Annotated in this window: 25 protein-coding genes; 16 read left to right on the top strand and 9 right to left on the bottom strand. The window is 61.7% G+C overall.

The window, feature by feature from the left end; genetic code table 11:
* Positions 1-75: 75 nt before the first annotated feature.
* Entirely contained in the window at positions 76-582 is a 507-nt protein-coding gene (locus CO671_RS07190; protein ID WP_097605349.1) for a hypothetical protein, read from the bottom strand.
* A 129-nt stretch (positions 583-711) separates the two neighbouring features.
* Positions 712-1,662 carry a rhomboid family intramembrane serine protease gene (locus CO671_RS34140; RefSeq protein WP_245424955.1) on the bottom strand — a complete coding sequence of 317 codons (951 nt, stop codon included), beginning with the start codon at positions 1,660-1,662 and terminating at the stop codon, positions 712-714.
* On the opposite strand from CO671_RS34140, the gene CO671_RS34135 reads away from it, so the two are divergent.
* The 5 genes from CO671_RS34135 (at position 1,642) to CO671_RS33660 (ending at position 4,284) form a co-directional block, all read left to right on the top strand.
* Positions 1,642-1,998, top strand: a complete 357-nt coding sequence (locus CO671_RS34135; protein WP_245424957.1) for a hypothetical protein — start codon at positions 1,642-1,644, stop codon at positions 1,996-1,998. The genes CO671_RS34140 and CO671_RS34135 overlap by 21 nt on opposite strands.
* 157 nt (positions 1,999-2,155) lie before the next feature.
* Positions 2,156-2,317: a hypothetical protein gene (locus tag CO671_RS34130; protein WP_245424956.1), complete on the top strand. Its 162-nt coding sequence runs from the start codon at positions 2,156-2,158 to the stop codon at positions 2,315-2,317.
* Positions 2,318-2,782: 465 nt separating this feature from the next.
* Positions 2,783-3,175 carry a DUF982 domain-containing protein gene (locus CO671_RS07180; protein ID WP_245423916.1) on the top strand — a complete coding sequence of 131 codons (393 nt, stop codon included), beginning with the start codon at positions 2,783-2,785 and terminating at the stop codon, positions 3,173-3,175.
* 146 nt (positions 3,176-3,321) lie between these two features.
* Complete coding sequence (locus tag CO671_RS07175; protein WP_097605347.1) at positions 3,322-3,711, top strand: hypothetical protein; 390 nt, start codon at positions 3,322-3,324, stop codon at positions 3,709-3,711.
* Between the two features lie 195 nt (positions 3,712-3,906).
* The gene (locus CO671_RS33660) at positions 3,907-4,284 is read left to right on the top strand and encodes a hypothetical protein (RefSeq protein WP_170964942.1); all 378 of its coding nucleotides are present in this window, start codon (positions 3,907-3,909) and stop codon (positions 4,282-4,284) included.
* A 139-nt stretch (positions 4,285-4,423) separates the two neighbouring features.
* On the opposite strand, the gene CO671_RS07165 is transcribed toward CO671_RS33660, so the two are convergent.
* Complete coding sequence (locus CO671_RS07165; RefSeq protein ID WP_097605346.1) at positions 4,424-4,879, bottom strand: DUF805 domain-containing protein; 456 nt, start codon at positions 4,877-4,879, stop codon at positions 4,424-4,426.
* Between the two features lie 161 nt (positions 4,880-5,040).
* A complete protein-coding gene (locus CO671_RS07160; protein ID WP_097605345.1) occupies positions 5,041-5,811 on the bottom strand; it encodes an adenylate/guanylate cyclase domain-containing protein in 771 nt (256 codons plus the stop codon).
* A gap of 281 nt (positions 5,812-6,092) precedes the next feature.
* Between CO671_RS07160 and CO671_RS07155 the strand changes: the two genes are divergently transcribed.
* The 3 genes from CO671_RS07155 to CO671_RS07145 all read left to right on the top strand — a co-directional run bounded on the left by CO671_RS07155 (position 6,093) and on the right by CO671_RS07145 (position 7,907).
* The gene (locus CO671_RS07155) at positions 6,093-6,881 is read left to right on the top strand and encodes a thioredoxin family protein (RefSeq protein WP_097605344.1); all 789 of its coding nucleotides are present in this window, start codon (positions 6,093-6,095) and stop codon (positions 6,879-6,881) included.
* 106 nt (positions 6,882-6,987) lie between these two features.
* Positions 6,988-7,353 (top strand): DUF4087 domain-containing protein, encoded by a 366-nt coding sequence (locus tag CO671_RS07150; RefSeq protein WP_097605343.1) that lies wholly within the window; start codon positions 6,988-6,990, stop codon positions 7,351-7,353.
* A 176-nt stretch (positions 7,354-7,529) separates the two neighbouring features.
* Positions 7,530-7,907 carry a response regulator gene (locus CO671_RS07145; protein WP_097605342.1) on the top strand — a complete coding sequence of 126 codons (378 nt, stop codon included), beginning with the start codon at positions 7,530-7,532 and terminating at the stop codon, positions 7,905-7,907.
* Between the two features lie 168 nt (positions 7,908-8,075).
* On the opposite strand, the gene CO671_RS07140 is transcribed toward CO671_RS07145, so the two are convergent.
* Entirely contained in the window at positions 8,076-8,990 is a 915-nt protein-coding gene (locus CO671_RS07140) for a LysR family transcriptional regulator (protein ID WP_097605341.1), read from the bottom strand.
* 101 nt (positions 8,991-9,091) lie between these two features.
* Between CO671_RS07140 and CO671_RS07135 the strand changes: the two genes are divergently transcribed.
* Together CO671_RS07135 and CO671_RS07130 are read left to right on the top strand one after the other, a co-directional pair.
* The gene (locus CO671_RS07135; RefSeq protein ID WP_097605340.1) at positions 9,092-9,973 is read left to right on the top strand and encodes an NmrA/HSCARG family protein; all 882 of its coding nucleotides are present in this window, start codon (positions 9,092-9,094) and stop codon (positions 9,971-9,973) included.
* 151 nt (positions 9,974-10,124) lie between these two features.
* Positions 10,125-10,931 (top strand): class I SAM-dependent methyltransferase, encoded by an 807-nt coding sequence (locus CO671_RS07130; RefSeq protein ID WP_097605339.1) that lies wholly within the window; start codon positions 10,125-10,127, stop codon positions 10,929-10,931.
* Positions 10,932-11,326: 395 nt separating this feature from the next.
* Here CO671_RS07130 and CO671_RS07125 read toward each other — a convergent pair whose 3' ends face one another.
* Positions 11,327-12,241, bottom strand: a complete 915-nt coding sequence (locus CO671_RS07125; RefSeq protein ID WP_097605338.1) for an RDD family protein — start codon at positions 12,239-12,241, stop codon at positions 11,327-11,329.
* Positions 12,242-12,453: 212 nt separating this feature from the next.
* Here CO671_RS07125 and CO671_RS07120 point away from each other — a divergent pair, with 212 nt between their 5' ends.
* From CO671_RS07120 to CO671_RS07110, 3 genes are all read left to right on the top strand, one after another.
* Positions 12,454-12,801 carry a DMT family protein gene (locus CO671_RS07120; protein WP_010028099.1) on the top strand — a complete coding sequence of 116 codons (348 nt, stop codon included), beginning with the start codon at positions 12,454-12,456 and terminating at the stop codon, positions 12,799-12,801.
* A gap of 121 nt (positions 12,802-12,922) precedes the next feature.
* The gene (locus CO671_RS07115; protein WP_097605337.1) at positions 12,923-14,434 is read left to right on the top strand and encodes a DUF1800 domain-containing protein; all 1,512 of its coding nucleotides are present in this window, start codon (positions 12,923-12,925) and stop codon (positions 14,432-14,434) included.
* Positions 14,435-14,549: 115 nt separating this feature from the next.
* Complete coding sequence (locus tag CO671_RS07110) at positions 14,550-15,734, top strand: DUF1501 domain-containing protein (RefSeq protein WP_097605443.1); 1,185 nt, start codon at positions 14,550-14,552, stop codon at positions 15,732-15,734.
* Positions 15,735-16,160: 426 nt separating this feature from the next.
* Here the strand turns inward: CO671_RS07110 and CO671_RS07105 are convergent, their stop codons facing one another.
* Together CO671_RS07105 and CO671_RS07100 are read right to left on the bottom strand one after the other, a co-directional pair.
* Positions 16,161-16,748: a hypothetical protein gene (locus CO671_RS07105; RefSeq protein ID WP_097605336.1), complete on the bottom strand. Its 588-nt coding sequence runs from the start codon at positions 16,746-16,748 to the stop codon at positions 16,161-16,163.
* Between the two features lie 24 nt (positions 16,749-16,772).
* A complete protein-coding gene (locus CO671_RS07100; RefSeq protein WP_097605335.1) occupies positions 16,773-17,159 on the bottom strand; it encodes an acyl-CoA thioesterase in 387 nt (128 codons plus the stop codon).
* A gap of 310 nt (positions 17,160-17,469) precedes the next feature.
* Between CO671_RS07100 and CO671_RS07095 the strand changes: the two genes are divergently transcribed.
* The 3 genes from CO671_RS07095 (at position 17,470) to CO671_RS07085 (ending at position 21,224) form a co-directional block, all read left to right on the top strand.
* Positions 17,470-19,290: a methyl-accepting chemotaxis protein gene (locus CO671_RS07095; protein WP_097605334.1), complete on the top strand. Its 1,821-nt coding sequence runs from the start codon at positions 17,470-17,472 to the stop codon at positions 19,288-19,290.
* A 151-nt stretch (positions 19,291-19,441) separates the two neighbouring features.
* Complete coding sequence (locus CO671_RS07090; RefSeq protein WP_097605333.1) at positions 19,442-20,752, top strand: extensin family protein; 1,311 nt, start codon at positions 19,442-19,444, stop codon at positions 20,750-20,752.
* Positions 20,753-20,876: 124 nt separating this feature from the next.
* Positions 20,877-21,224 (top strand): hypothetical protein, encoded by a 348-nt coding sequence (locus tag CO671_RS07085; protein WP_010030441.1) that lies wholly within the window; start codon positions 20,877-20,879, stop codon positions 21,222-21,224.
* 47 nt (positions 21,225-21,271) lie between these two features.
* On the opposite strand, the gene CO671_RS07080 is transcribed toward CO671_RS07085, so the two are convergent.
* Entirely contained in the window at positions 21,272-22,069 is a 798-nt protein-coding gene (locus CO671_RS07080) for a class I SAM-dependent methyltransferase (protein ID WP_097605332.1), read from the bottom strand.
* Between the last annotated feature and the right edge of the window lie 202 nt (positions 22,070-22,271).

The following is a 22,271-nucleotide window of genomic DNA, read 5'->3' as shown; positions in this document are numbered from 1 at the left end:
GTCGGGCACCAAAACAGGAAGGTGAGAGAGGCTATCTCATGGCATCGTGGATGCGCCAATTGCGGTCGTGCACCCTCAAGGTTTGGTTTCCGTTGTGCAATTGATGTTCGCATTGAAGAAATTGAGATGAATGCGGAGTTTTCCGGCGGTACTGCTGAGCTGCACGGCGACGCCTTCCCCCGAGGGGGAGGCGAATCTGGCGTCGATATTCGATATCCACGTCCCCCCAACGGGGAAGGTCACAATGGTCGTTTCCGGCTCGCCATATTTTATTCGAAAGTCTTGCACGAGCAATGCGAAGTCATGCAGTTCGCCGTCGCGGTGCTGTTGGATGGAGGCGATTTTGTCGTCGCATATGAAAAGACCGAGGTTCGACCCTTCCACGACCCATTGGCCGGGAAGGTTGGGAGAAAGCTCTCTCAATCTCCAACCTTTTTCGCTCGCATTTCGCTGGGCATCTGCAAACGAGCTACCCAATTTGAAATCCTCCAAACCGTCCAGCGTTTTTGCGCGAGTTGCGCCGCTTGACAGCGCCGTCAGGGCAAAAGCAAAGCCGCAAATTAAAAGCAGTCCCTTGGGCATGAAAGCCTTCCACTGTAAAAAGCTTGAATTCTCTACTGCCATGAACACCTGACACCGGATGCCGAGTGCTCAATGCAAGATTGTTGGCTTCAGATATGTCCGCCCTCGCGCTCCGAGGCCCCTTGATAGTTATTTCGCGTCGAGCTTGGCCAATTCACCACCTGCTCCATCATATTCGATAAATGTTTTCGGGCAGGACACCAAAGCGGCCTGGAACCTGCTGCGCGCCTCATCCTTGGCTCCAGCAAGAAGATACCATTCGCCAATATAGAAGATCGACTCGCAGATCTGGTTGCTGTCGGCCGCCTTCGCCGTCAGCTCCCCCGGCGTCACTTCGCGGAGGAAAAGACGGTAGATGGGATGGGGCCAGGCGGCTTGATCGATCGCGCCAGCTGCGGTCCTGAGATCAGCGAGCGCATTCGGATCACCGCCTCGGGTTTGAGCGATGAAACGCCAGAGGCGATAATAGGGGGCGGTGCGTGGATCCTGGCTTGCGATGAGGGAAAATCCCGTCGCGGCCTGCTGATACCTTCCGCCGAAATAGTTCGTCATCGGGTCGCTGAGATAGGATTGGCGCGCGTTTGTGATCGGCCAGAGTGCTCCCGCCGCAATGATCACGAATGCAGCGCTGAAGGCTATCGCAATTCTGTCATAACGAGGCGTCGGGCACTCCCGCGGCCAAAGAGCCAATAGCAGGAGCGAGAGAGCCGCGCCTGTCATCGCGCCGCCGAAATGGCCGGCATAGTCGATGGTCTGCCCCTCTTTCGCTGCCGAGAGGAACGGTAGCAGCGAGGGAACCAGAATTTGAATGGCGCCCACTTGCAGAGAGGATGCGATCGGCGTTGACTGGAAACGGATGCTGCCGGCGATCACGGCCGCGAAAAGCCCGACGATGCCACCGGAGGCGCCGACACCGACGGTGTGGACGTCATTGATCCAGACTGAGGCGAGAGAGCCGCCGAGGGCGCTGGCGAAGAAGATCGCGGCAAACCAGCGCCAGCCGATCAACCGCTCGAACAGCATTCCCGCAATCCACAAGCAGCAGCAATTGGACATGAGATGGAGGATGCCTCCGTGCATGAACGGCGCAGTAAACAGCCGCCACCACTCGCCGTCGTCGACGATGATTGGGCGAAACGTTCCGCCGAACACCAGCAGTGTACGAATGCTGGGAGTGCCGGCGCGAGACGCTTCGACGCCGAAGGCGAGTTCGCCAGCATAGGCGACAACGAGAATGGCAAGAAGAGCATAGGTAAAGACGGGATAACGGGCGCCATCGAAAGCCGGTCCCGGCACCTCGTCTTCGTCCTCTTCGGCAATCGAACCGGCTTCCTGCAAGGCCCGCCATTCGGCTTCAAACGCTTCGGTTGCCACTTCCGCGAACTCGTTGAATATCGAGTCCGGACGGCCCTGTAGAAAATGCAGAAGAATGCCGACCCTGAGGCGCGAGCCGACGAACCATTCCGGCAGTCGGGCTGCAAGCCCTTGTCTGATCAAGGTCTTGGCGGCGGCGGGATCAAGGTGAAGGATGATGGAATCCGAAGTTTTGCTCTGGAATCTCCCGAAGCTCCGGATGGCTGACCACCGCACGATCTGGTCGGGAAAATTCGGCAGCCGGACGCCGGCCGTCGATATCACCAATCCGGGTCCCTTGGTGAAGAGCTTGGGGATGACCAGCAATGGAAGCAGACCGAAGAACCCTGCAGCCAGCAACGGGAAGAACCAGACCAGATGAGGATCCTTGTCTTTCGGCAGGAGGAACCCTAGGACGACAGCTCCCACCGCAAAGGCAAACATGATCAGTATAACGAGTAACAATTTGCCTTTGTTGTAGGCATATTCGGATCTGCGAAATTCTTCCGGCTTCATTCAAAAATTCTCACTGAAAAAGCATCGATAGCATCCGGGCTTGCTGAAGACCGCGAGCAATTAGAGCCTCTATTTATTAAATTCCCCCAATAAGGATTATCTGCTTGCAATAGAAGTTTGCAAGATGAGCTTGAGACTTCTCAAGAGAGAATGCGCAGGCGAGGCAGATGACAGCCCGTTGGTCCGCTGGCCTGGCGTCCTCCAACTCTCCTCAGGCTGAGCTGCTTTGCCCGTGAGGGTGGAGCCTCCAAGACGCGTCGCAGCGCTGCTTCTGGCACCAATCCTATGCCAGCTTGCCGGCAAGCTTCCGTAAGCCGTCTCTTGCCAAAGAATGCTTGCCCGCTCGTCGTACACAGTCCCGTGTCTACCGGAACTGGAGACGCCCTTTCGCAGTTATTCTCCTGTCGACCAAGTCCCAGGTGCTACTGCCATTAACGACCATTCCGCCTTTTGGAAGAAACCGATTTCGATCGATCTTGATACCGGCGAACGGCTGGTTCTCCGCTCACCGCAGGATGCGCTTTATGCACTGGTCTCCGACTGGCCGGTCAATGGCGGTGTCCATCAGCAGAGGGCGATCGAGTTCTGCCGCGCCTGGCTTGCGGGCCGCATGCCGGCTGAGACCGTGCGGCAGGCCTTTATCCTCGCGGCGCTGGAAGCCGGCGTGGCGATCACCGATGATGAGAATGGGAGCGGAGGCTCCGTTTCGAACCCTCCGGTATAAGTCGAGCGACGCAGCCATATCCACGTTCACGCAGTCACATGCGTAGGCTCGAGAAGTTTATTTTCGTGTATTGCAAATATTGTTCCCGCTGTGTTTGTAGGAATGCGCAGCGTTTATTACGCTCCGATTCTTGGAGATCCAACTGAATGAGAATAAAAGTCCTTGCTTGCGCTGCCCTGCTGATGCTGGCTGGCTGCAACGCCCCTGTGTCGCAATCCGTTGCCGACTCGCAGCGGCCTCCCTCGAATGACGTCCGGCAGAACTTCATCAACATCGTATTCAAGAGAAGTTATCGACACGAAGCAGGTGAGGTCGTCTGGGCTCGCATTTCGAGCGTTGTGCTGCTTGATCCTGAGAAGAAGATCTATGCTTACTGTGTACGCGTGGTGCCCAAGCACAGCTGGGGAGACTGGGCCTATCTCGGCGTCTCCTTCACGGATAGCCAAATCCTAGGCGCGACAGCGAATGATAATCGCTGCAAAGACAAGCGGCTGCGCTACTACCCGTTTCCTGAGATGAACGGCATGAAGACCTGACGCAGGCGCGAAGGCTCGGGCCGCGTCGCCGCTCTAGGCTTTGGCGAGCGGCGGCGCGGCCTCTCAACCTTCCTCATGCGGCGGTGGGTGGCCCGCAGGGCGGAGCCTCGAAGTACGGGCTGTGAGTTGCTGTTTGCAGCCACAGCCTTTTGGAAAAGGCCGATCTATCGACCTCGATACGGGAGATTCAACTGAATGAAGATCAAATTCTTTGCTTGCGCTGCCGCGCTGGCACTGGCCAGCTGCCAAACTCCGGCGCCGCAATCCGTTGCGGATTCCCAGCGTCCGCCCTCCAATGCGGTTCGACGCGAATACGTCGATGCTCTGCAGGGAACCATCAAACCGGGGAACTTCGTGAAGGCCGAGATTTCTAGCGTGGTTCTGCTTGATCCGGAAAAGCAGATCTATGCGTATTGCACGCGCACCACGGAACGTGCTTACCCAGACTGGTCCTATATCGGCCTTGGCTTGCAACACAACATGATACTGTACTTGAAAAAGGATGACCATCGCTGCCATGACAAGCGGCTGCGTTACTATGATTTTCCTGAATTGCGAAACATGAAGTACTGAGGCGGAGGCGGGCTTTTACCAACCTCGCCGGTCCCTTCCGGATGCCGCCAGAAGCGGACCGCGCACCCCGCAGTCCGCGTAACGACGGTGACCGTGCCTCGGACCCGCTCAACCCGCGAGGACCATTCTCACACCTTGCTCACGCGAACACGGCTTCCCTGGAATCATCCACTGTCGACGCCCTGCAGTACCATACGAGGACGACAACCGATCCAATGGGAAATAGCAGTGTGAGAAGCTGCCACCATCCGCTTCGGTTGATGTCGTGAAGGCGTCGGGCGGCCACGGCGATCCACGGAAGAAACGTGGCGAGCGACCAGATCCGGTTCAAGGTTTGGCTCCGATCCGCGACAAGCAAAGCGATGGCGACGAGAGAGACGAAGAGTGCCGAATACCAGAATTCCGATCGGCTCGCTCTGCCGCTGAAGTTCACATAGTTCTTGAAATAGCTTCCAATCGCCTGGCCGAAACCCATGGCCTGCGGCCGGTCGCCGAAGCGGTTCGGCCCAACCAGCGGTTTTCTGAAGACGAAGAATAATGGCACGCCGAACAGGATCAAGACGATCAACCAGTGAAACAGAGAAAAACTGCCCATGAGAAACCCCAGCTGTTAAAACGGCTTAGAGATAAGCGATGTTTGTTTCCGGAGGATTAACCGGCTGGTAATCGAATATGTTTCGCAATCACAGCGTGAGAAACTGCGGCCGCCATGGTGGCGGCGGGATGATGCTTTCAGCAGGCCGCAATCGCCGTCGCTCAGTGCTTGACCAGCACACGTGCCTGCACCGGCTGCTCGATGCCCTTCAGGGCCAGCATGCGGGTTTCGGCGCCTGCCGCCAAGTCGGGAGCCTTCGCCGCCGTATCCGCCGAGACTAGGATCTCGCCCGCAGCGGCCTGGGATTCCAGCCTGGCGGCCTGATTGACGACACCGCCGATGGCGGTGAAATCGCTGCGGAAGCTGGAGAATTCGCCGATCTGCACCTCGCCGGAATGAATGCCGACGCCGACACCCAGGGGGCGGCCGGGCAGAGCGTCGGGCGCCAGGCTATTCAGCGCCGCGGCACAGTTTCGTTGGATCGCCTGCGCCGCCAGGATCGCCGCCGCGGCGTGATCCTTGCTGATAATCGGGAAATTGAAGATCGCCATCAGGCCGTCGCCCATCTGCTTGTTGACGATGCCGTCATGCGCCCAGATCGCCTGGGCGCAGCGATCCTGGAAGAGGCTGACGATTTCACTTAAGCGCACCGCCTCGATCCGCTCGGAGAGATCCGTGAAGCCCCTGATATCGGCAAACAGGATGGTGGCGTCGACGGTGATCTGGCGCTGCTTTTTGACATATTGGAAGGATCGTTCGCAGATCGTGCAGATATCAGGGTTCATCTTGCTGCGGGTGATGCCGAAGGCGCGGAAGGGCAAGGCGAGCGGGCCGCCGATGGGGATCGGCATATGCATCTGGTCCCAGCAGCCGCGGCAGATCCTGGCGCTGCCGTGCCTGGCCGGCTCCCCGTAAGTGGATTCTGTCGTCATATCGTACAATCCGTCCACACTGGCCGATACCAAGCTTCCGTCAGACCGAGGATTTTGGCAACTCTTCCATTTGGCTCGGGCTCACCTTTGCCATCCCCGCGCGATGATTGCCCGAACTCCCGACGCGGGGCCGTTGCTGCAACGGACGGCCGTGGAAATACGGTCACACTTGTTACTCCCACTGTTCGAATTCCGCTGCGAAACTATGTCCGACCAATGCGCGAAGAACCGCGGTTCGATGAGGAGGCGCGGAAATTCGCCCCAATGAGGAGATCGAAGCGATGACTGCAACAGCCGAGAATAGAACGGGCGGACAGTCCATGCAGAAACCCGCGGTGGTATCGCCGGATGCATGGGAGGCGGCCCGTAAGCAGCTGCTGGTGAAAGAAAAGGCTCAGACCCGTGCCCGTGATGCGCTCGCCGCCGAACGTCGGCGCATGCCGTGGATGGCCGTCGAGAAGAATTATGTTTTTGAAGGGCCTGAGGGCAAGGTCAGCCTGCTCGACCTGTTCGAGGGCAGGCATCAGTTGATCGTCTACCGCGCCTTTTACGAGCCCGGCGTTTTCGGCTGGCCCGATCATGCCTGCCGCGGCTGCTCGATGGTGGCCGACCAGGTCGCGCATGTCGCCCATCTCAACGCCCGCGACACGAGCCTGGTCTTCGCCTCGCGCGCGCCGCAAGCCGAGATCGCGCGGCTGAAGGCGCGGATGGGGTGGAGCATGCCATGGGTGACCATCACCGACAGTTTCGACAAGGATTTCGGCGTCGACGAATGGCACGGCACCAATGTGTTCTACCGCGACGGCGAACGCATCTTCCGCACTTATTTCGTCAATAACCGCGGTGACGAACAGATGGGCGGCACTTGGAACTATCTCGACATCACGCCGCTTGGCCGGCAGGAGGTCTGGGAGGATTCGCCTGACGGCTATCCGCAAACGCCCACCTACAAATGGTGGAACTGGCACGACAGCTACGTTCCGGATGCGGCGCCGGACAAGAAATGGGTCGAAGTCTCCGACGCCGGCGAGGCGGCGTTCCGGGCAGAGAGCGCCAACGAGAAGCCTTGAGCGAGATCCGCTGCGACCACTGCGGATCTCCACCCAAGAACGGCCGGCAAGACGGTTGCCTTGCCGGCCGCAGGCCGTGCATAGTGGCGGCGACGCGGAGAAGCCGATGACCAGATTGCATGCGCTTGTTTTGATGATGCTTCTCGTGCCCGCCGCAGCACAGGCGGAAAAACGCTGCGGCTGGCTGGACAATCCGGCGACGGCGACCTGGTCTCTCAATGACGCCGCCGGCGGCTGGATCATCATGGAGAACGGCAGCGGCTACAAGGCCGAGGGAATGGATCATATTCCTGATCTGACGACCGGCGAATATGTCTACACCCATGCCGTCCATGGTTATGCCTGTGCCTGCATGGAGGTCGACACGGATGGCGAGGGGGGCATCAGCCGCATTCGTTCCGTGCGGCAATTGCCGCTTTCCCGATGCCGGAGCGATCCCGCCCTCGGCTGGTTCCTCAATAAGGATGAGTGACGACGCAGCGAAGGCCCGCCGACATCTCCCGGTCTCCCTCGCTGCGTGCGGTCTTGTGAAATTGGTTACCATTTTCCCGACGCATCTCTTCGGAAGCGGAAACCTTCGAGCGTGAGTCCGCGTTATCTCGGTGGCCGACGGTGCGCCTGCCGGCGAGAACGGGAGGAGGATGTTTCATGAAAGTCATGATCGTGGAAGATGAGGGTTTTATCGCCCTGGAGCTTGAACGCATCGCACAGGATGCCGGGCACCAGACGGTCGGGCCGGTCTCGACGGTGGAGCAGGCTCTTGCCTATGCCCCGAAAAGCGACATCGCGCTTGTCGATCTCAGCCTCGCCGACGGCCTGAGCGGCGCCCAGCTCGCCCGCCGGCTGATCGACCGCTATGGCGTCGACGTCATCTTCGTGACCGGCAGCCCGGAGAATGTCGGAAACGGTATCGAAGGCGCGCTCGACGTCATTCCCAAGCCCTTCACCGACGACAGGATTGCCGGCGCGCTCTCGCGGGCGCAGGCTTTGCGCAGGGACTTCGATGGCAGCAATGCCATCATGTGACCGCGCAAGCGTCGAGCGCGGCGTCCGGCCGCCGATGCAAGCAGGAGCTCGCCGGATGAAGCATGCACTGATTGCCGGGGAAGTCGCGGGCATCAATGAAGCCAGCGCCACCTTGATCGGAAGCCTCGACGGCAAGGAGGTGCTGAAGGAAGTGTGACCGGGCTACCGCTATATGATGGCGAAGTCGTCGCTGCTGCCGGCTCCCGCGGTCAACCGTCTGGCGGCAAGTTCGATAAAGGTCTTGACCAGAGGCGGCAGGTGCCGGCTGCTGGGATAGACGACGTAGAGGCCGCCGGCCGGGGTCGTGTAACCGTCGAGAACGCGGCACAGCCGCCCATCTCTGATGAAGGCATTGGCGACCCCATGGGGCAGTTGGGCGATGCCATAGCCGGCGATCGCTGTGGCCATGACCGCCTGCATTTCATTGGCGGCGAAGCGCCCCGAGACCGAGACCGTCTCCTGTCCTTCCGGGCCTTCGAGCAGCCATTGCGCATGGGTGGATTGGCCGGCGACAACGCAGTCGTGGCGGACGAGATCTGCCGGGTGATCGGGCGCGCCGCAGCGGGCGAGATAGTCGGGACTGGCGCAGAGCAAGCGATGGGTAGAGCCGAGCTTGCGGGCGATCAGCGTGGAATCCTCCAGGATGCCGGTGCGGAAGGCGAGGTCTATGCCGTTTTCGACGAGGTTCAGCCGGTCGTCGGTCAGCCGCAACTCGACCCTCGACTTGGGGTAGGTCGCCAGAAGATCGAAGATCGCATCCTGCAGGAAGTGACCGCCGAAGCCGACCGGCGCCGATATGCGGATCGTGCCGGCGGGCTCCGTCCTTGCTTCCGCAAGACGCAGGTTGGCGCCTTCGATCGTGCGGAGCGCCTGGCTGCTTTCCTCGTAATAGAGGCGGCCGGCATCCGTCGGGCTGAGGCTGCGGGTCGTGCGCTGCAGCAGGCGCACGCCGAGTTCGCGCTCGAGAGCGGCAATGCGTCGGCTGACTGTTGTCTTCGGCATGCCGAGCAGGCGCGCCGCGGCGGTGAAGCTGCCGGCTTCAATGACGCGGGCGAAGATCATGATATCGTTGAGGTCGAGCATTGTAGCCTGAAATGGTACGATGTTTTCCAATTATAGGCCATTATGGCTCAATGTGATAGGCCCTAACTTTGCTCCATCAGTCACAAACAAGGAGCAGACAGATGAGCAACATTAGAAGCGTTTTGGTCACCGGCGCCACCGGCCAGCAGGGCGGCGCGGTCGTGCACGCGCTTCTCGCACGGGGACACCGAGTCAAGGCGATCTCACGCAGGCCGGACGGCGACGGCGCAAAGCGGTTGGCCGCGGCAGGGGTCGAGGTCGTTGCCGGCGACCTGGATGACGGCGCATCTGTGGCGAAGGCTGCAAGCGGCGTCGACACGATGTTTCTGATGGGCAACAGCTACGAGGCCGGGACGGAAGCGGAAACGCGCCAGGGCATCACCGTCGCCAATGCGGCAAAGGCCGCCGGCGTCGGTCACCTGATCTATTCCTCCGTCGGCGATGCCGACAAGAAGACCGGCATTCCGCATTTCGACAGCAAGTATGTCGTCGAGAAGCATGTCGCCGGCCTCGGCATCCCCTATACGGTCAGCGCGCCCGTCGCCTTCATGGAAAACACGGTGGCACCTTGGGCGATCGACGGGCTCCGACAGGGCGTCTATGCGGCAGCGCTGCAGCCCGCACGCGTGCTGCAACAGATCACCATCAAGGATATCGGGGCGTTCGTCGCGGCCTTGGCCGAGCGACGCGAACAGGTGTTCGCCAAGCGTTTCGATATTGCCGGCGACGAATTGTCTGGCGAGCAGCAGGCGAAGGTCCTGTCCGAGGCGCTCGATCGGCCGATACGCTACCAGGAACTGCCGATCGCCGCGATGCGGCAGCAGAGCGAGGACGCGGCGCTGATGTTCGAATGGTTCGATCGCACCGGCTACGACGCCGATATCGCCGCCCTGCGCCGGGATTTTCCCGATGTCGGCTGGCACAGCTATGCCGATTGGGCGCGCGGCTTCGACTGGAGCGTTCTCGATAAGACGGCTGGGTGAGTTTGCGGTATCGCTGAGTAGTGACGTTCTTGCGGAAGCGGGCTGGTCGTGGCCGGCTTCCGCCGTGCTGAACACTCACTCAGGCTCCGCTTGCGACGCCGGAATGCTGGTTCATAATGATGGATCATCGTCCTTGAAGAGGGAGGTTTCGATGCCATCGAGTTTCAATGTCGAAAGTGCGGATGGTTATGAGCGGTTGATGGGGCGCTGGAGCAAGAGGCTGGCGCCGATGCTGATCGATTTCGCCGGGTTGGCGGATGGGGATCGTGTGCTCGACGTCGGCTGCGGCACCGGCAGCCTGACATTTACGCTGGCCGAAAAGCCAAGCCTGCAAGAAATCGCCGCCATTGATTATTCGCCGGTTTTCGTCGAGGCGGCAATGCGGCGCAATACCGATCCGCGTATTGCCATTCGGCAAGCCGATGCCTGCGCGCTGCCGTTCGAGGATAATCGCTTCGACAGGGCGATGTCGCTGCTGGTGCTGCATTTCGTGCCGGAGGCGGGCAAGGCTGTTTCGGAAATGGCCCGTGTCGTGCGCCCGGGCGGTGTGGTCGCCGCCGCCGTCTGGGACCATTACGGCGGCATGCCGGTCATGCGGATGATGTGGGACACGGCTGTCATGCTCGACGAGGACGCGCTGCCGATGCGTCGCAAATACTGCTTCCAGCCGATGATGCGGCCGGGGGAGATGAAGCAGAGTTTTGTCAGTCAAGGCCTTGTCGACGTCGAGGAGACGTCGCTGCTGATCCGGATGGAATACGGCTCCTTCGAGGACTATTGGGGGCCGATCGCCGCAGGCGAGGGGCCGCTCGGCAAGTATGTCTGGGGGCTCGAGTCAGCGAAGCGAAAGGCGCTCGGCGTTGCCATGAGAGCCGCATATGAAGCCGGCGAGCCGGATGGGCCGCGGTCGTTTGCGTCGGTGGCGTGGGCATGCCGGGGCACGGTGGCGACTGGCTAGAGGTAGCGGTTCAACGACCGCGAGATAGCAAGCATGCGCCAGCGCCTCAGAGAGCCTCATCCTGAGGTGCCCCACAGGGGCCTCGAAGGACGAGGCGGGTGCGCCGGCGTCAGATGGATGCAAGAAGCAGCGTTGCGGCGTGCTTCGAGGCTTCGGCCTGTGGCCTGCGCGCCTCAGCATGAGGGGCGTTGGAGGATGCCGCGCCAAGGCTTCAGAGAGCCTCATCCTGAGGTGTCCCGCAGGGGCCTCGAAGGACCGTCAGGGCGAGTGTAATGGCGGCGAAGGGATGCGAGACGCGATGTTGCGGCACGCGCTTCGAGGTTTCGCCTTGCCGGGCTGCCCTCACAGTATGAGGGAGTCTGTGCCGCGCCCCAAATCATGAACACTGGCGACCGTCAATTCCGGCGCCTGCTACGGCGAATAGGCGCTAGCCTGCGGTAAATCCGCGGCCTGTTTTGCTTGATCCGTGCCTCATCGGGACGGCCGGCCTTTAGGGTCGTCACGACTTTGCAGGCGCAGACTCGATCGTAAAAGGTCTGTCCTTCCCAGACGATGAACGGCCAAATCCACCATGCCGTCACCGCCAGTGCCCAGACAAGGTAAGATTTGCCGATGCTATCGTCAGAAGGCACGTATTCGCCGCGGAGCATTCCAAGCAGCGTGTTGAAATCTTCGGTCGGGTAGGCCGGAAGCAGCGAGAGTGCGAAAAGCCCAGCGCTGAAGAGAAGGTTGGGGCTGAATTTCAGAATTTCGCGCTTGAACGCCATGCCGAAATTGAGATTTTCTTCCTCGGCAGTCTGAACCCTTAAAAATACGAGCGCCTTCCCGAAGGTGCGGCGGCCATTGGCGGAAAAGCCAGCGAACGCCAGAGCGATCAGGACCGTGTTGGCTACGCCTCCCATCAGGTTGGAATATGCTGGAATCGGCTTGGTCACGGGATTGTTGTCTGTGTCCAAGGGAATGGACAGCTCCTTCCCCGAAAGCCACAGGTCGGCTTCGGTGAGTGTGCCGGTTCGCAGGTACCTCTGCTTTGCCCCGCCGAATTGCCGGACCTCGCAGATGTCGCTGGTGGCTTCCGGCCAGCCTGCTTCAATTTGCTTCGTAAGCTGATCGGGCAACAAGCCGCTACATTCCGCGGAGGTCCAGCCGGGCAAACGGAAGTCCAGAGGGTAGACCTTCGACATGTAATGGACTGTTATGAGGATGATCAGCTGAAAGAAGATAATGTCGACGGCAAAGGCGGCGAAGCGCCGCCAGAAATGACGGGAAGGCAAATTGTCGATTCGCGGCATTTGCTGTGTCGTGTCCATGTCGCGGTCCTTACGTTGTCTATGCAATCTAATCCAGCGCGCGTGGCCGGGTGGCGAGCCGTCCTGCGACTTGCGGCGATCCGCGTCGCAGGCTGCGTGAGACGATCGGTCATGGGCTGCGGGGCTTGCCGCCAAGCGGCGGCGTGGTAGTTAGGGGCCGCCGGCGTCTCCCCGCCGGATCGGTTTTCCCTTCACAGCTCCCGAGTTTCTCCATGCTATTTTCTCCCGCAGCCGTCTGGCCCGTCGTCATGCTGTTTGCCTCCAACATCTTCATGACCTTTGCCTGGTACGGGCATCTCAAGCACAAGAGCAGCGCCATCTTCCTTGCCATCATCGTCAGCTGGGGCATCGCCTTCTTCGAATATTGCCTGGCGGTGCCGGCCAACCGCATCGGCTCGGCGGTCTATACGACGGCGCAGCTGAAGACGATGCAGGAGGTGATCACGCTGATCGTGTTTTCCGGCTTTTCGATCTTCTGGCTCGGCGAGAACCTGACCTGGAACCACGCCATCGGCTTTGCGCTCATCGCAATCGGAGCATCCTTCATCTTTCGGGCCTAATTTGTAGTTTTTTCAATAGATTACAAATTGTCCATGTCTCGATATCGCCGCATTTCCTACAGATTGCCGTCGCAATCGGCTGGCAGCCTATCACTATTCATTGATCAGGAGGTGACCGGCCATGAGCCTCTCTTTTCCGACGATGGCGGCGATCCGGTTCGGCTATGGATTCCGGCCGGGCGAGGCGCTGCCGCAAAGCAAGGATGAGCTGATCGGCCAGCTTTCCATAGGGGCCGCGGCAACGCCGGATTTTCCGCTTGGCGGCCCCGACATGCGTCACCGCGCAATCCTCAGCCTGCAGGAGCAGCTGAAGCAGATCCGCCAGCAGGCGAAGACGACGGAAGACGATCCGGCGCGGCGCGAGATGCGCAAGGGCGTGCAGCGCCAGGCGCAGCAGCAATTCCAGCACGACGCGAACCTGCGGCTGATGCAGGCGGTGCTGTCGCCCTACGGCTTCTACGAGCGGCTTTCGACCTTCTGGACCGATCATTTCTCCACCAGCGCCAACAAAAGCCTGCCGATGCGCCTTATCGTGCCGCTCTATGAGGCCGAGGCGATCCGGCCGTTCATATCCGGCAGGTTCGGCGATCTGCTGCGCAGCGCCACGGCCCATCCCGCCATGCTGATCTATCTCGACCAGGCGGATTCGCTCGGGCCGGATTCGCCCGGCGGCATGAAGCGCAACAAGGGACTGAACGAAAATCTCGGCCGCGAACTTCTGGAACTGCACACGCTCGGCGCCGGCAGCGGCTATACCCAAGCGGACGTCACCGCTGCGGCCAAGGTGCTGACGGGGCTCACCATCGACCGCAAGGAGATGGACATCGCCTTCCGACCGAATATTTCCGAGCCCGGCGCGCATGAGGTGCTCGGCGTCAGCTATGGCGGGCGCAAACGCTCGCGCGACGATTATCTCGACATGCTCGACGACCTCGCCGTTCATCCGAAGACGGCTGCGCATATCAGCCGCAAGCTCGCGGTTCACTTCGTTTCCGATCAGCCCGACGAGGGCATGGTCTCCGACATGGCGGCGGCCTGGAAGAAGACGGATGGCGATCTCACCGCCGTCTACACCGCCATGCTCGACCATCCCGCTGCCTGGCAGAACGAAGGCGCCAAGGCGCGCCAGCCCTTCGATTATGTCGTTGCCGGCCTCAGGGCGCTGAATGCCGGCCCGGTCAACGGCGTCGTCGGCAGCTTCCTGGCCGCCAATCAGCAGGGCACCGATGACGGTGACATGGCGGCGAATACGCCCGGCATGGCCGGATCGCCGGTGCCGACGGATCCCGCAGGCGAGGCCAGGGACAAGCGTCTCAAGGCCTTCCGGACGGCGCGGGCGCTGGGGCAGGGGGCGCTGAAGCGCATGGGCCAGCCGACCTGGCTGCCGCCGAGTCCGGCCGGCTTCGAGGAAGGCTTTTCCGCCTGGATCACCGGCAGCCAGCTCGCCGAGCGGCTGGCCTGGGCAAGGCGAGCCGCGGCGCAGTTCGGCCGCGACGAAGACCCGCGCGAATTCCTGAAATCGACGCTTGCCGATGCGGCGCGCGACGAGACGATCCGCGTGGTGTCGCAGGCGCCGAATAAGATCAGCGGGCTGACCCTGGTGCTGGCATCGCCCGAATTCAATCGCCGCTAAGCAGACTTTCGTTGGCAAGCCAACGCTTCCTCTGCTTAGCTCATTTGTTTTGTCGCAGGTTCTGACCGGAAAACCGCTGGACACTTTTCCGGAACCTGCTCAGGAGGCCCCGCCCGTGACGCTGTCGATGAACAGGATTTCGCTTTCCCGCCGCGGCTTTCTGACGTCTGCCTGCTGTCTTGCCGCCGCGCCCGTCTTCACACCCGTCACCTTTGCGGCGATGCCCGGTGATAACCGCTTCGTCACCATCGTGCTGCGCGGCGCGATGGACGGGCTGGATCTGGTGCAGCCCTACGGCGATGCCGGCTTTGCGGCGCTCCGGCCGACGCTGGCGCTGACGCCCGAGACCGGGCTTCTCGATCTTGGCGGGCATTTCGGGCTTAACCCGGCCGCCGCGGATCTGCTGCCGCTGTGGAAGAGTAAGGAGCTTGCCTTCGTGCACGCCGTCTCGACACCCTATCGTGACCAGCGCAGCCATTTCGACGGGCAGGACATGCTGGAGTCAGGCGGCGAGCATGTCGCCGAGGAAAGGACCGGTTGGCTGAACCGCGCCCTTGCCGTCATTCCGCGCTCGGATGCGCGCAAGGCGATCGACGTCAATACCTCGACGGAACTGATCCTCTCCGGGCCGAACGAGGTCGACGTCTGGGCGTCGGATTCCAACCTGGCGCCGGCGCGTGACGAGATGCAGTTCCTGGCGCGGCTTTATGCCGGCGATCCGCCGTTTGCCGCGGCACTCGCCGAGGCGACGCGGGCCGATACCGCCTCGATGATGGCCGAACAGGACGGTCAGCGCGGCGCAAAGGTGGCCGATGTGGCGGCACTCACCGCCAACATGCTGAAGGGTGATTACCGCATCGCCAGCTTCTCGATATCAGGCTGGGACACGCATATCGGCCAGGCCGGCCAGTTCAAGCGGCCGGCGCAGGATCTGGCGCAGGCGATCAATACGCTGAAGGCGACGCTCGGGCCGGAGATCTGGGCAAAGACGGTGGTGCTGGCGATGACCGAATTCGGCCGCACCGTCCGCCAGAACGGCTCGGCCGGCACCGACCACGGCACCGGCGGCTGCGCCCTGCTTGCCGGCGGCGCCATCAATGGCGGCCGCATCCTCGGCAAGTGGCCCGGGCTCGGTGACGGCCAGCTGCTCGACGACCGCGATCTGATGCCAACGGCTGACGTGCGGGAGGTGGCGGCGGCGATGCTCTACCGGCAGTTCGATGTCGGTGTGGACGATCTGACCGGGAAGATCTTTCCGGGGCTGGGGTTCGATAAGGGATCGCAGTTTTTGAAGGTGTGAGTGGGCGGCGATTTTCCTCCTCTTCTGAGTGACAGGCACTGTGAGGAGAGGCGGGGCGGCACGGCACACCGACCAGCCCTCATGGTGAGGAGGCCCGAAGGGCCGTCTCGAACCACGGGGGCGGGTGGCTTGGCGCCATGCCAGCCTTGGCATTTGGCGAAGCGGGTGGCCAGCCCCGTCCTTCGAGGCCCCTGCGGGGCGCCTCAGGATGAGGCTGGAGAGAGGTCGCGGGCTTGAGACGCAGGTCTGTGGAGCAAGGCGCTGCCAGCCCTTCGCTGGGGCTCACGGCGTTCGTCGCTGCAATCGATTCACCGGATCGATTGCTCGGGCTGCGCCCGACCGCTCTGGCCCTTCGCTATGGCTCAGGGCGTTCGGCCCTGCGATCGATTCACTGGATCGATCGCTCCCGCTTCGCGGGACCGGGCCTCACTCCAATACATCATAAAGCCGGAAGATGAAGCTCACCTGGTAGAGCAGGTTGGCGATGATGAAGACGGTGTGGAAGCGGCGGCTGGGGGTCCAGGCGGCGATGGCGCAGAGGAGGATGTAGGCGATGTTGCGGGCGGGATATTCCCAGCCGAGGGAGAGGATGCGTTCCGGTCCCTTGATCGCCGTATCGAGGATGTCGACGGCATAGATCAGGCCGAGGATGCCGAAGAACCATTTGCGACGGGAAATGAAATATTCCTCGTAGCCGCCATATTCGTCGAGTGATGCCGGAAAGAGCAGGGCGCAGAGCAGGAAGAACAGGCCGCAGAAGCAGACGAGGAAGAGATAGATGCCGAAGCCGATGGCGGGGACCGCCTGCAGGCGATATTCCCACCACCAGATGTGAATGATGAACAGGAACAGGGACAGCGCCCAGCCGAGATGGACCGGATAGACTTTTGCCTTGGCGGGATGCTGGACGATGCCGGCAACGCCGGTCAGAAGCCGCGCAAGGGAAAGGCTGATGACCATGCCCATCACCACCTTGATGTGAAGGAAGACCTCGGGCGAGCTGACCGTTTCCATCCCTATCCCTCGGGTTTCAGCGCGTCACTCGGCGGGGACGGCCTTCGGTTTGCCCTCTTCGTCGAGCGCCACCATGATGAAGGTGCCGGCGGTGACCTTTTCCATCTTTGCGTAGCGGGCGCGATGCGCCCAGGCTTCGACGATGAGCGTGATCGAGGTGCGGCCGACGCGCTCGATATCGGTGAAGACGGACAGCGTATCGCCGATCTTGACCGGAAGCTCGAAGGCCATCTCCTTGACGGCGGCGGTGACGACGCGGCCCCTGGCGCGCTCGGCGGCGCGGATGCCGGATGCAAGGTCCATCTGCGCCATGACCCAGCCGCCGAAGATATCGCCGGCCGGATTGGCATCGCCGGGCATGGCGAGCGTGCGCAGCGTCAGTTCGCCTCTTGGTTTGGCGGCATCGGTCATCAAGGGTTCTCCATCTGATGTTGGGCATGGGGCCGGCGATTCATCGAGATCACCCTAGTGCATGATCGCGAGCCCTGTCAGCGGTTTTCCCAGAGTCGACAGAAAAGTTCGCAGTCACATTCTAGAGGACATCGCTTGCGGAAAATAATGGGCAATGCCGATCTAATTTCCATTCCATTTCAACAGGTTGAATTTTACAACCAACACCTCTCCTTACGTTACTTAAGTCGATGCTAAATAAGCTTTACGCTCCAGTAATTCCGGTGGTGCAGAATGAGACAGATCTCTCATAAGAATCGCCGGGAACCTCATGCGCAACGTCAAGATTTCCACCCGTCTTTATTGCCTCGTCGGCTTCACGCTTGCCGTGCTCGCGGCGACGATGGTCTTCTTTCTCAACTATTCCTATTCCGAGCTGGAAGAGGAGCGGAAGGCAGGCCTGGCGCAGCTCGATGCGACAGCGCTTGGCATCTTCGACAAATATTACAAGATGGAGCAGGCGGGTACGATGACCCGCGAGCAGGCCCAGACGGCGGCCAAGGACGTGATCGGCGCGATGCGCTACGGCGCAGACGGCTATTTCTGGATCAACGACATGCATCCCAAGATGGTGATGCACCCGATCAAGCCGGCGCTAAACGGCACCGATATCTCCCAGATGAAGGATCCGAACGGCAAGTTCCTGTTCGTCGAGTTCGTCAACAAGGTGAAGAAGGACGGCAAGGGCTTCGTCGATTACTACTGGCCGAAGCCGGGCGCCGATGAGCCGGTGCTGAAATATTCTTATGTCGCCGGTTTCGAGCCCTGGGGCTGGATCGTCGGCACCGGCGTCTATGGCGACGACCTTGCGGCGCTCTATCGCCAGAATGCGATGTGGGCCGCCGTGGTTTGCCTGATCGGCGCGCTGGCGACGATCGCGATCGCCTTCGCCATCGTGCGCAGCGTGACGGCGCCGATCGCGCGGCTGAAGACGGCGATGAATGCGATCGCCGCAGAAGAAGCATCGGTGGAGATTGCCGGCAGCGAGTGCCGCGACGAAGTGGGCCAGATGGCCAAGGTGCTACTGGTGCTTCGCGATTCCGTCGATGAGCGTAGCGCGTTGCGCGGCCGGGAAGACGAGAGGCAGCGGCAGATCGAAGAAGAGCGCCGCGGCAACGAGGCGAGCCTGCGTTCTGCTTCCGACCGCCAGACCCATGCGATGCAGGCGCTCGGCGTCGGCCTCGAAAAGCTCGCGGGCGGCGATCTGACGGTTGCGATCGGCGATATCGGCGAGGATTACGCCAAGCTCAGGAATGATTTCAACGCGGCCGTCGATGCGCTGAACGGCGTCATCCACGCGATTGCCGAATCGAGCCGCGTGGTCAATGACAGCGCCTCCGACATCAGTGAGGCGACCGGCAACCTGTCGAAACGGACGGAGCAGCAGGCGGCGGCTCTCGAAGAGACGGCCGCAGCCCTCGACGAGATCACCGCGACGGTCAAGACGGCATCGGAGCGGGCGAACGAGGCGCGCGAGATGGTGGCCGAGACCAAGGCGAGCGCCGGACGCTCCGGCGAGATCGTCCGTAATGCGGTGACGGCGATGGGCCGGATCGAGGAATCCTCAAGCCGCATCAACCAGATCATCTCGGTCATCGACGAGATCGCCTTCCAGACCAACCTTCTGGCGCTCAATGCCGGCGTGGAAGCGGCGCGGGCCGGCGAGGCGGGCCGCGGCTTTGCCGTCGTTGCCCAGGAAGTGCGCGAGCTTGCGCAGCGCTCGGCCAACGCCGCCAAGGAGATCAAGGAATTGATCAGCCGGTCGGCGACCGAAGTCGAGGGCGGGGTGGCGCTGGTGCGCTCGACGGGCGATGCGCTGTTGGAAATCGAGGCCTTGGTCAATCAGGTCAACGATCACGTCGCCTCGATCGCGACGGCGGCGCGCGAGCAGTCGACCGGACTCAACGAGATCAACAGCTCCGTCAACCACATGGACCAGATGACGCAGCAGAACGCGGCGATGGTCGAGGAGACGACGGCGGCAAGCCGCACGCTCGCCGACGAAAGCACCCAGTTGAAGACGCTGCTTGCGAATTTCCGCCTGCGCGGAGCGGAGCAGCAGCGGGATGCCCGCTACACACGGGCAGCGTGAGTTCGGCAGCAGTTGGAAGGCGGCGAAAGCCGCCTTTTTCAATCCCGTCGCGTCCAGATTGTGCCGGTAAGTTTTCATTCACCGTTTTTAATTAAAATTGGACCGAGTTTTTTCGGTCACTCTGCGGCCGGCCCACGGAAGCGATAAGAGTATGGCGTTTGTTTCCTTTCCTCGGCGAGCCTTCCTGCCCGTGCTGCTGTCAGCGGCGCTAACGACCTGTTCGATCAGCGACGGACTGGTGCCGCCCGCCAATGTCGACAACGGTACCAGGGTCAGTTCGATTTCGCCGTCACGGGGTGCCGCGCGCATGGCGCCGGCCGTGCGCATGGCGCCGGTGGAAAGCCAGGCGTCCTATCCGGTTTCCGGCGCCCCGGTCGGCAACACGCAAGGTTCGGTCGATTATCTCGATACGCCGAACCTCGCCGGTACCGGCCATGCAGCTCGCGCGCCGGAGACGCAGGGGCGAAAACTGCCGATGATCGACAGTGACGAGGCGATGGCGGCCGGCCAGCCGAGCGGCAACTGGGGCGGCACGCAGAACCTCGCCGTCCCGTCCGGCGGCGTCAACATGGATGATGAGCTCGGAGCAGAGCCCGTCGTCGGACTGGCGCAGGAGCAACAGCAGCAGATCGCCGAGGGCAACGCCAGCGAGCCGGTCGTTGACGGCATCGGCACCGACAATCCGATGCAGCTCAACCAACCGATGCGCCAACCTGCGCCGCAGGCAGTGCCGCAGCCGGCGGCGCAGGCTGAAATGAGCCGGGCGCCCACCTGGAGCGACGGCAGCCCGGTCACGGCGCCATCCCGCGTTCCTGAGGAGGACGAGGCCGAGGAAGTGGCGATGCTGCGGCCGAACAATCCGATGATGAGCGAGCCCGCCGCACCGGTCGACCCGAGCGTCATGCCGGCTTCCGAGCTTGCCTGCCGGCGCGAACTGAAGCGCATGGGCGTGCTCTTCGACGAAAAGCCGCCGATCTCGAACGGACCGGCCTGCCAGGTGCCTTATCCGGTATCGCTGAAGGGACTTTCCGGCAATATCGGCGTGAGGCCGGCCGTGACGCTGAACTGCCAGGTGACGCTCGCCTTCGCCAAATGGGTGAAGAACGAGCTGGCGCCGTCGGCCCGCTACCGCTACTGGAGCGGCATCAGAACGATCCAGCCGCTCGGCGGCTATTCCTGCCGGCGGATGAACAACAGCCGTCAGCGATACAATCCGATGTCGGAACACGCCCGCGGCAACGCCATCGACGTCGGCAAGTTCGTGCTGAAGAACGGCCATGAGATCGACGTGCGCAAGAAGGGGCTGTTCTCGCTGCGCGAGGGCCGGCTGCTGAAGGCGGTGCGCACCGATAGCTGCCGCTACTTCAACACGGTGCTCGGGCCGGGCAGCAACCCGGAACACTGGAACCACTTCCACTTCGATCTGCGCTCACGCAAGAGCGGCAAGGTCTATTGCGACTGAACCTGTCGCATTGAGGGGCAGAGGCGCTCACGCGGCATGAAGTCCGCCGGCAGAAAAGGGTTCATCCCCGTCGCCGGGCGCGCTATAGATCGGCGAGGCGGATTGCCGTTTGAGAGTTTGACCCATGAGCTATGAATTTCATGTCGGCCAGAAGGTGGTCTGCATCAACGACACCTTCAAGCATGTCAGCATCGACCAGCTGATCCGCAAGGGCGAGATCTATACGATCCGCTGGGTCGGCGAATATACCCATTATGTCGACGGCACCTTCATCGGCGTGAAGCTCGCGGAAATCCATCGCGGCAATGACGACGGGCCGGAGGGCTACGGTGCGGCCGACATGCCCTATCGCGCGACGCGCTTCCGGCCGCTGGTGAAGGACAAGATCGCATCGTTGCGCAAGCTTCTGGCGCCGACGCCCGATGCGCCGGCCGAGCCGAAAGAAAAGGTCAGGAAGAAAGAGAAGGTCTGAGGCCGCTCTGTCCCGGCCGGACGCGTTCCTGAAAGGCGGCGATCCGATCAGGCCGTCTTCCTGCTGAGAAACAGCCCGGTCTCCTTGCTGACATCGAGCGCGCCGCTGCCTTGCCTGAAGGCATCGGCGATCGCCCGGCGGAAACCGCTGAGCTGAGGCTCGCCGGCGCCTTCGCCGGGCGGATAAGAGGTCAGGGCCAGGAAGACATCTTCGGGTTCGGTGATCCGCATGCTTGCCGGATACTGCGACATGGCGACGTTTCCGAATTGCGTCCGCATCATTTGCTCGGCGGCGTCATATCCAAAGGCTACGGCGGCTGGATCGGTCGGCGCGCTGCCGAAGACGGTCGTCAGGCGATAGATCTCGCGCATATTGCCGATGCCGTTGGTGGTGACCGCGAGAAAGCCGCCCGGTTTCAGCACCCTCGCCATCTCCGCGATGCCGGCGGCGGGGTCGGGCAGGTGATAGAGCATATGCATGGCGATCACGAGATCGAAGGCGCCGTCTTCGAAGGGAAGTGCGGCGGTATCGGCCCGGCAGCCTCGAACGGAACCGAAGGGCAGTGCGCCGCAGCGCGCCACTGCCTCGTCGACCATGCCTGGCGAAAGGTCGGCGAGCGTCAGCTGCAGATTCTCCGGCAGCAGACCTGCCGTTGCCGCCCAGAACCATGCCGGCCCGCAGCCGACGTCGAGGACGCGATCTGCCGGTTTCAAAGGCAGCTGCGCGGCAACCCATGGAAACCAGCCCGTTTCGGCGATGGTATATTCGGTATGGAGCCTGGCGCGGGCGGCGAGCTTGCGGCTGTCGCCATATTGTCCCGCATTGCCTTCGGTTATGGAGGACATCTCAACTCTCCGTCTTCCTCGTGAAGCCCCGAGCCTCGAGGCAAGCCTATAGGGGGCCTCCTTTCCGGGCAAGACGTGAATGCGCAACCGGTCGAGCCTGCCTGGGCGGCTGGCTAAAGTCTTTCAAAAAATAAATCGTATCCGATTAAATCGGAATAGTGTTGACATCGAATTTGGTTCGGCATATTAACGCGCATCCGAT

It is taken from the genome of Rhizobium sp. M10, from assembly GCF_002531955.1.
GTDB lineage: Bacteria > Pseudomonadota > Alphaproteobacteria > Rhizobiales > Rhizobiaceae > Rhizobium > Rhizobium etli_C.
Note: the sequence above shows the minus strand (reverse complement) of the source record. Positions and strands in the feature narration are given on the sequence as shown.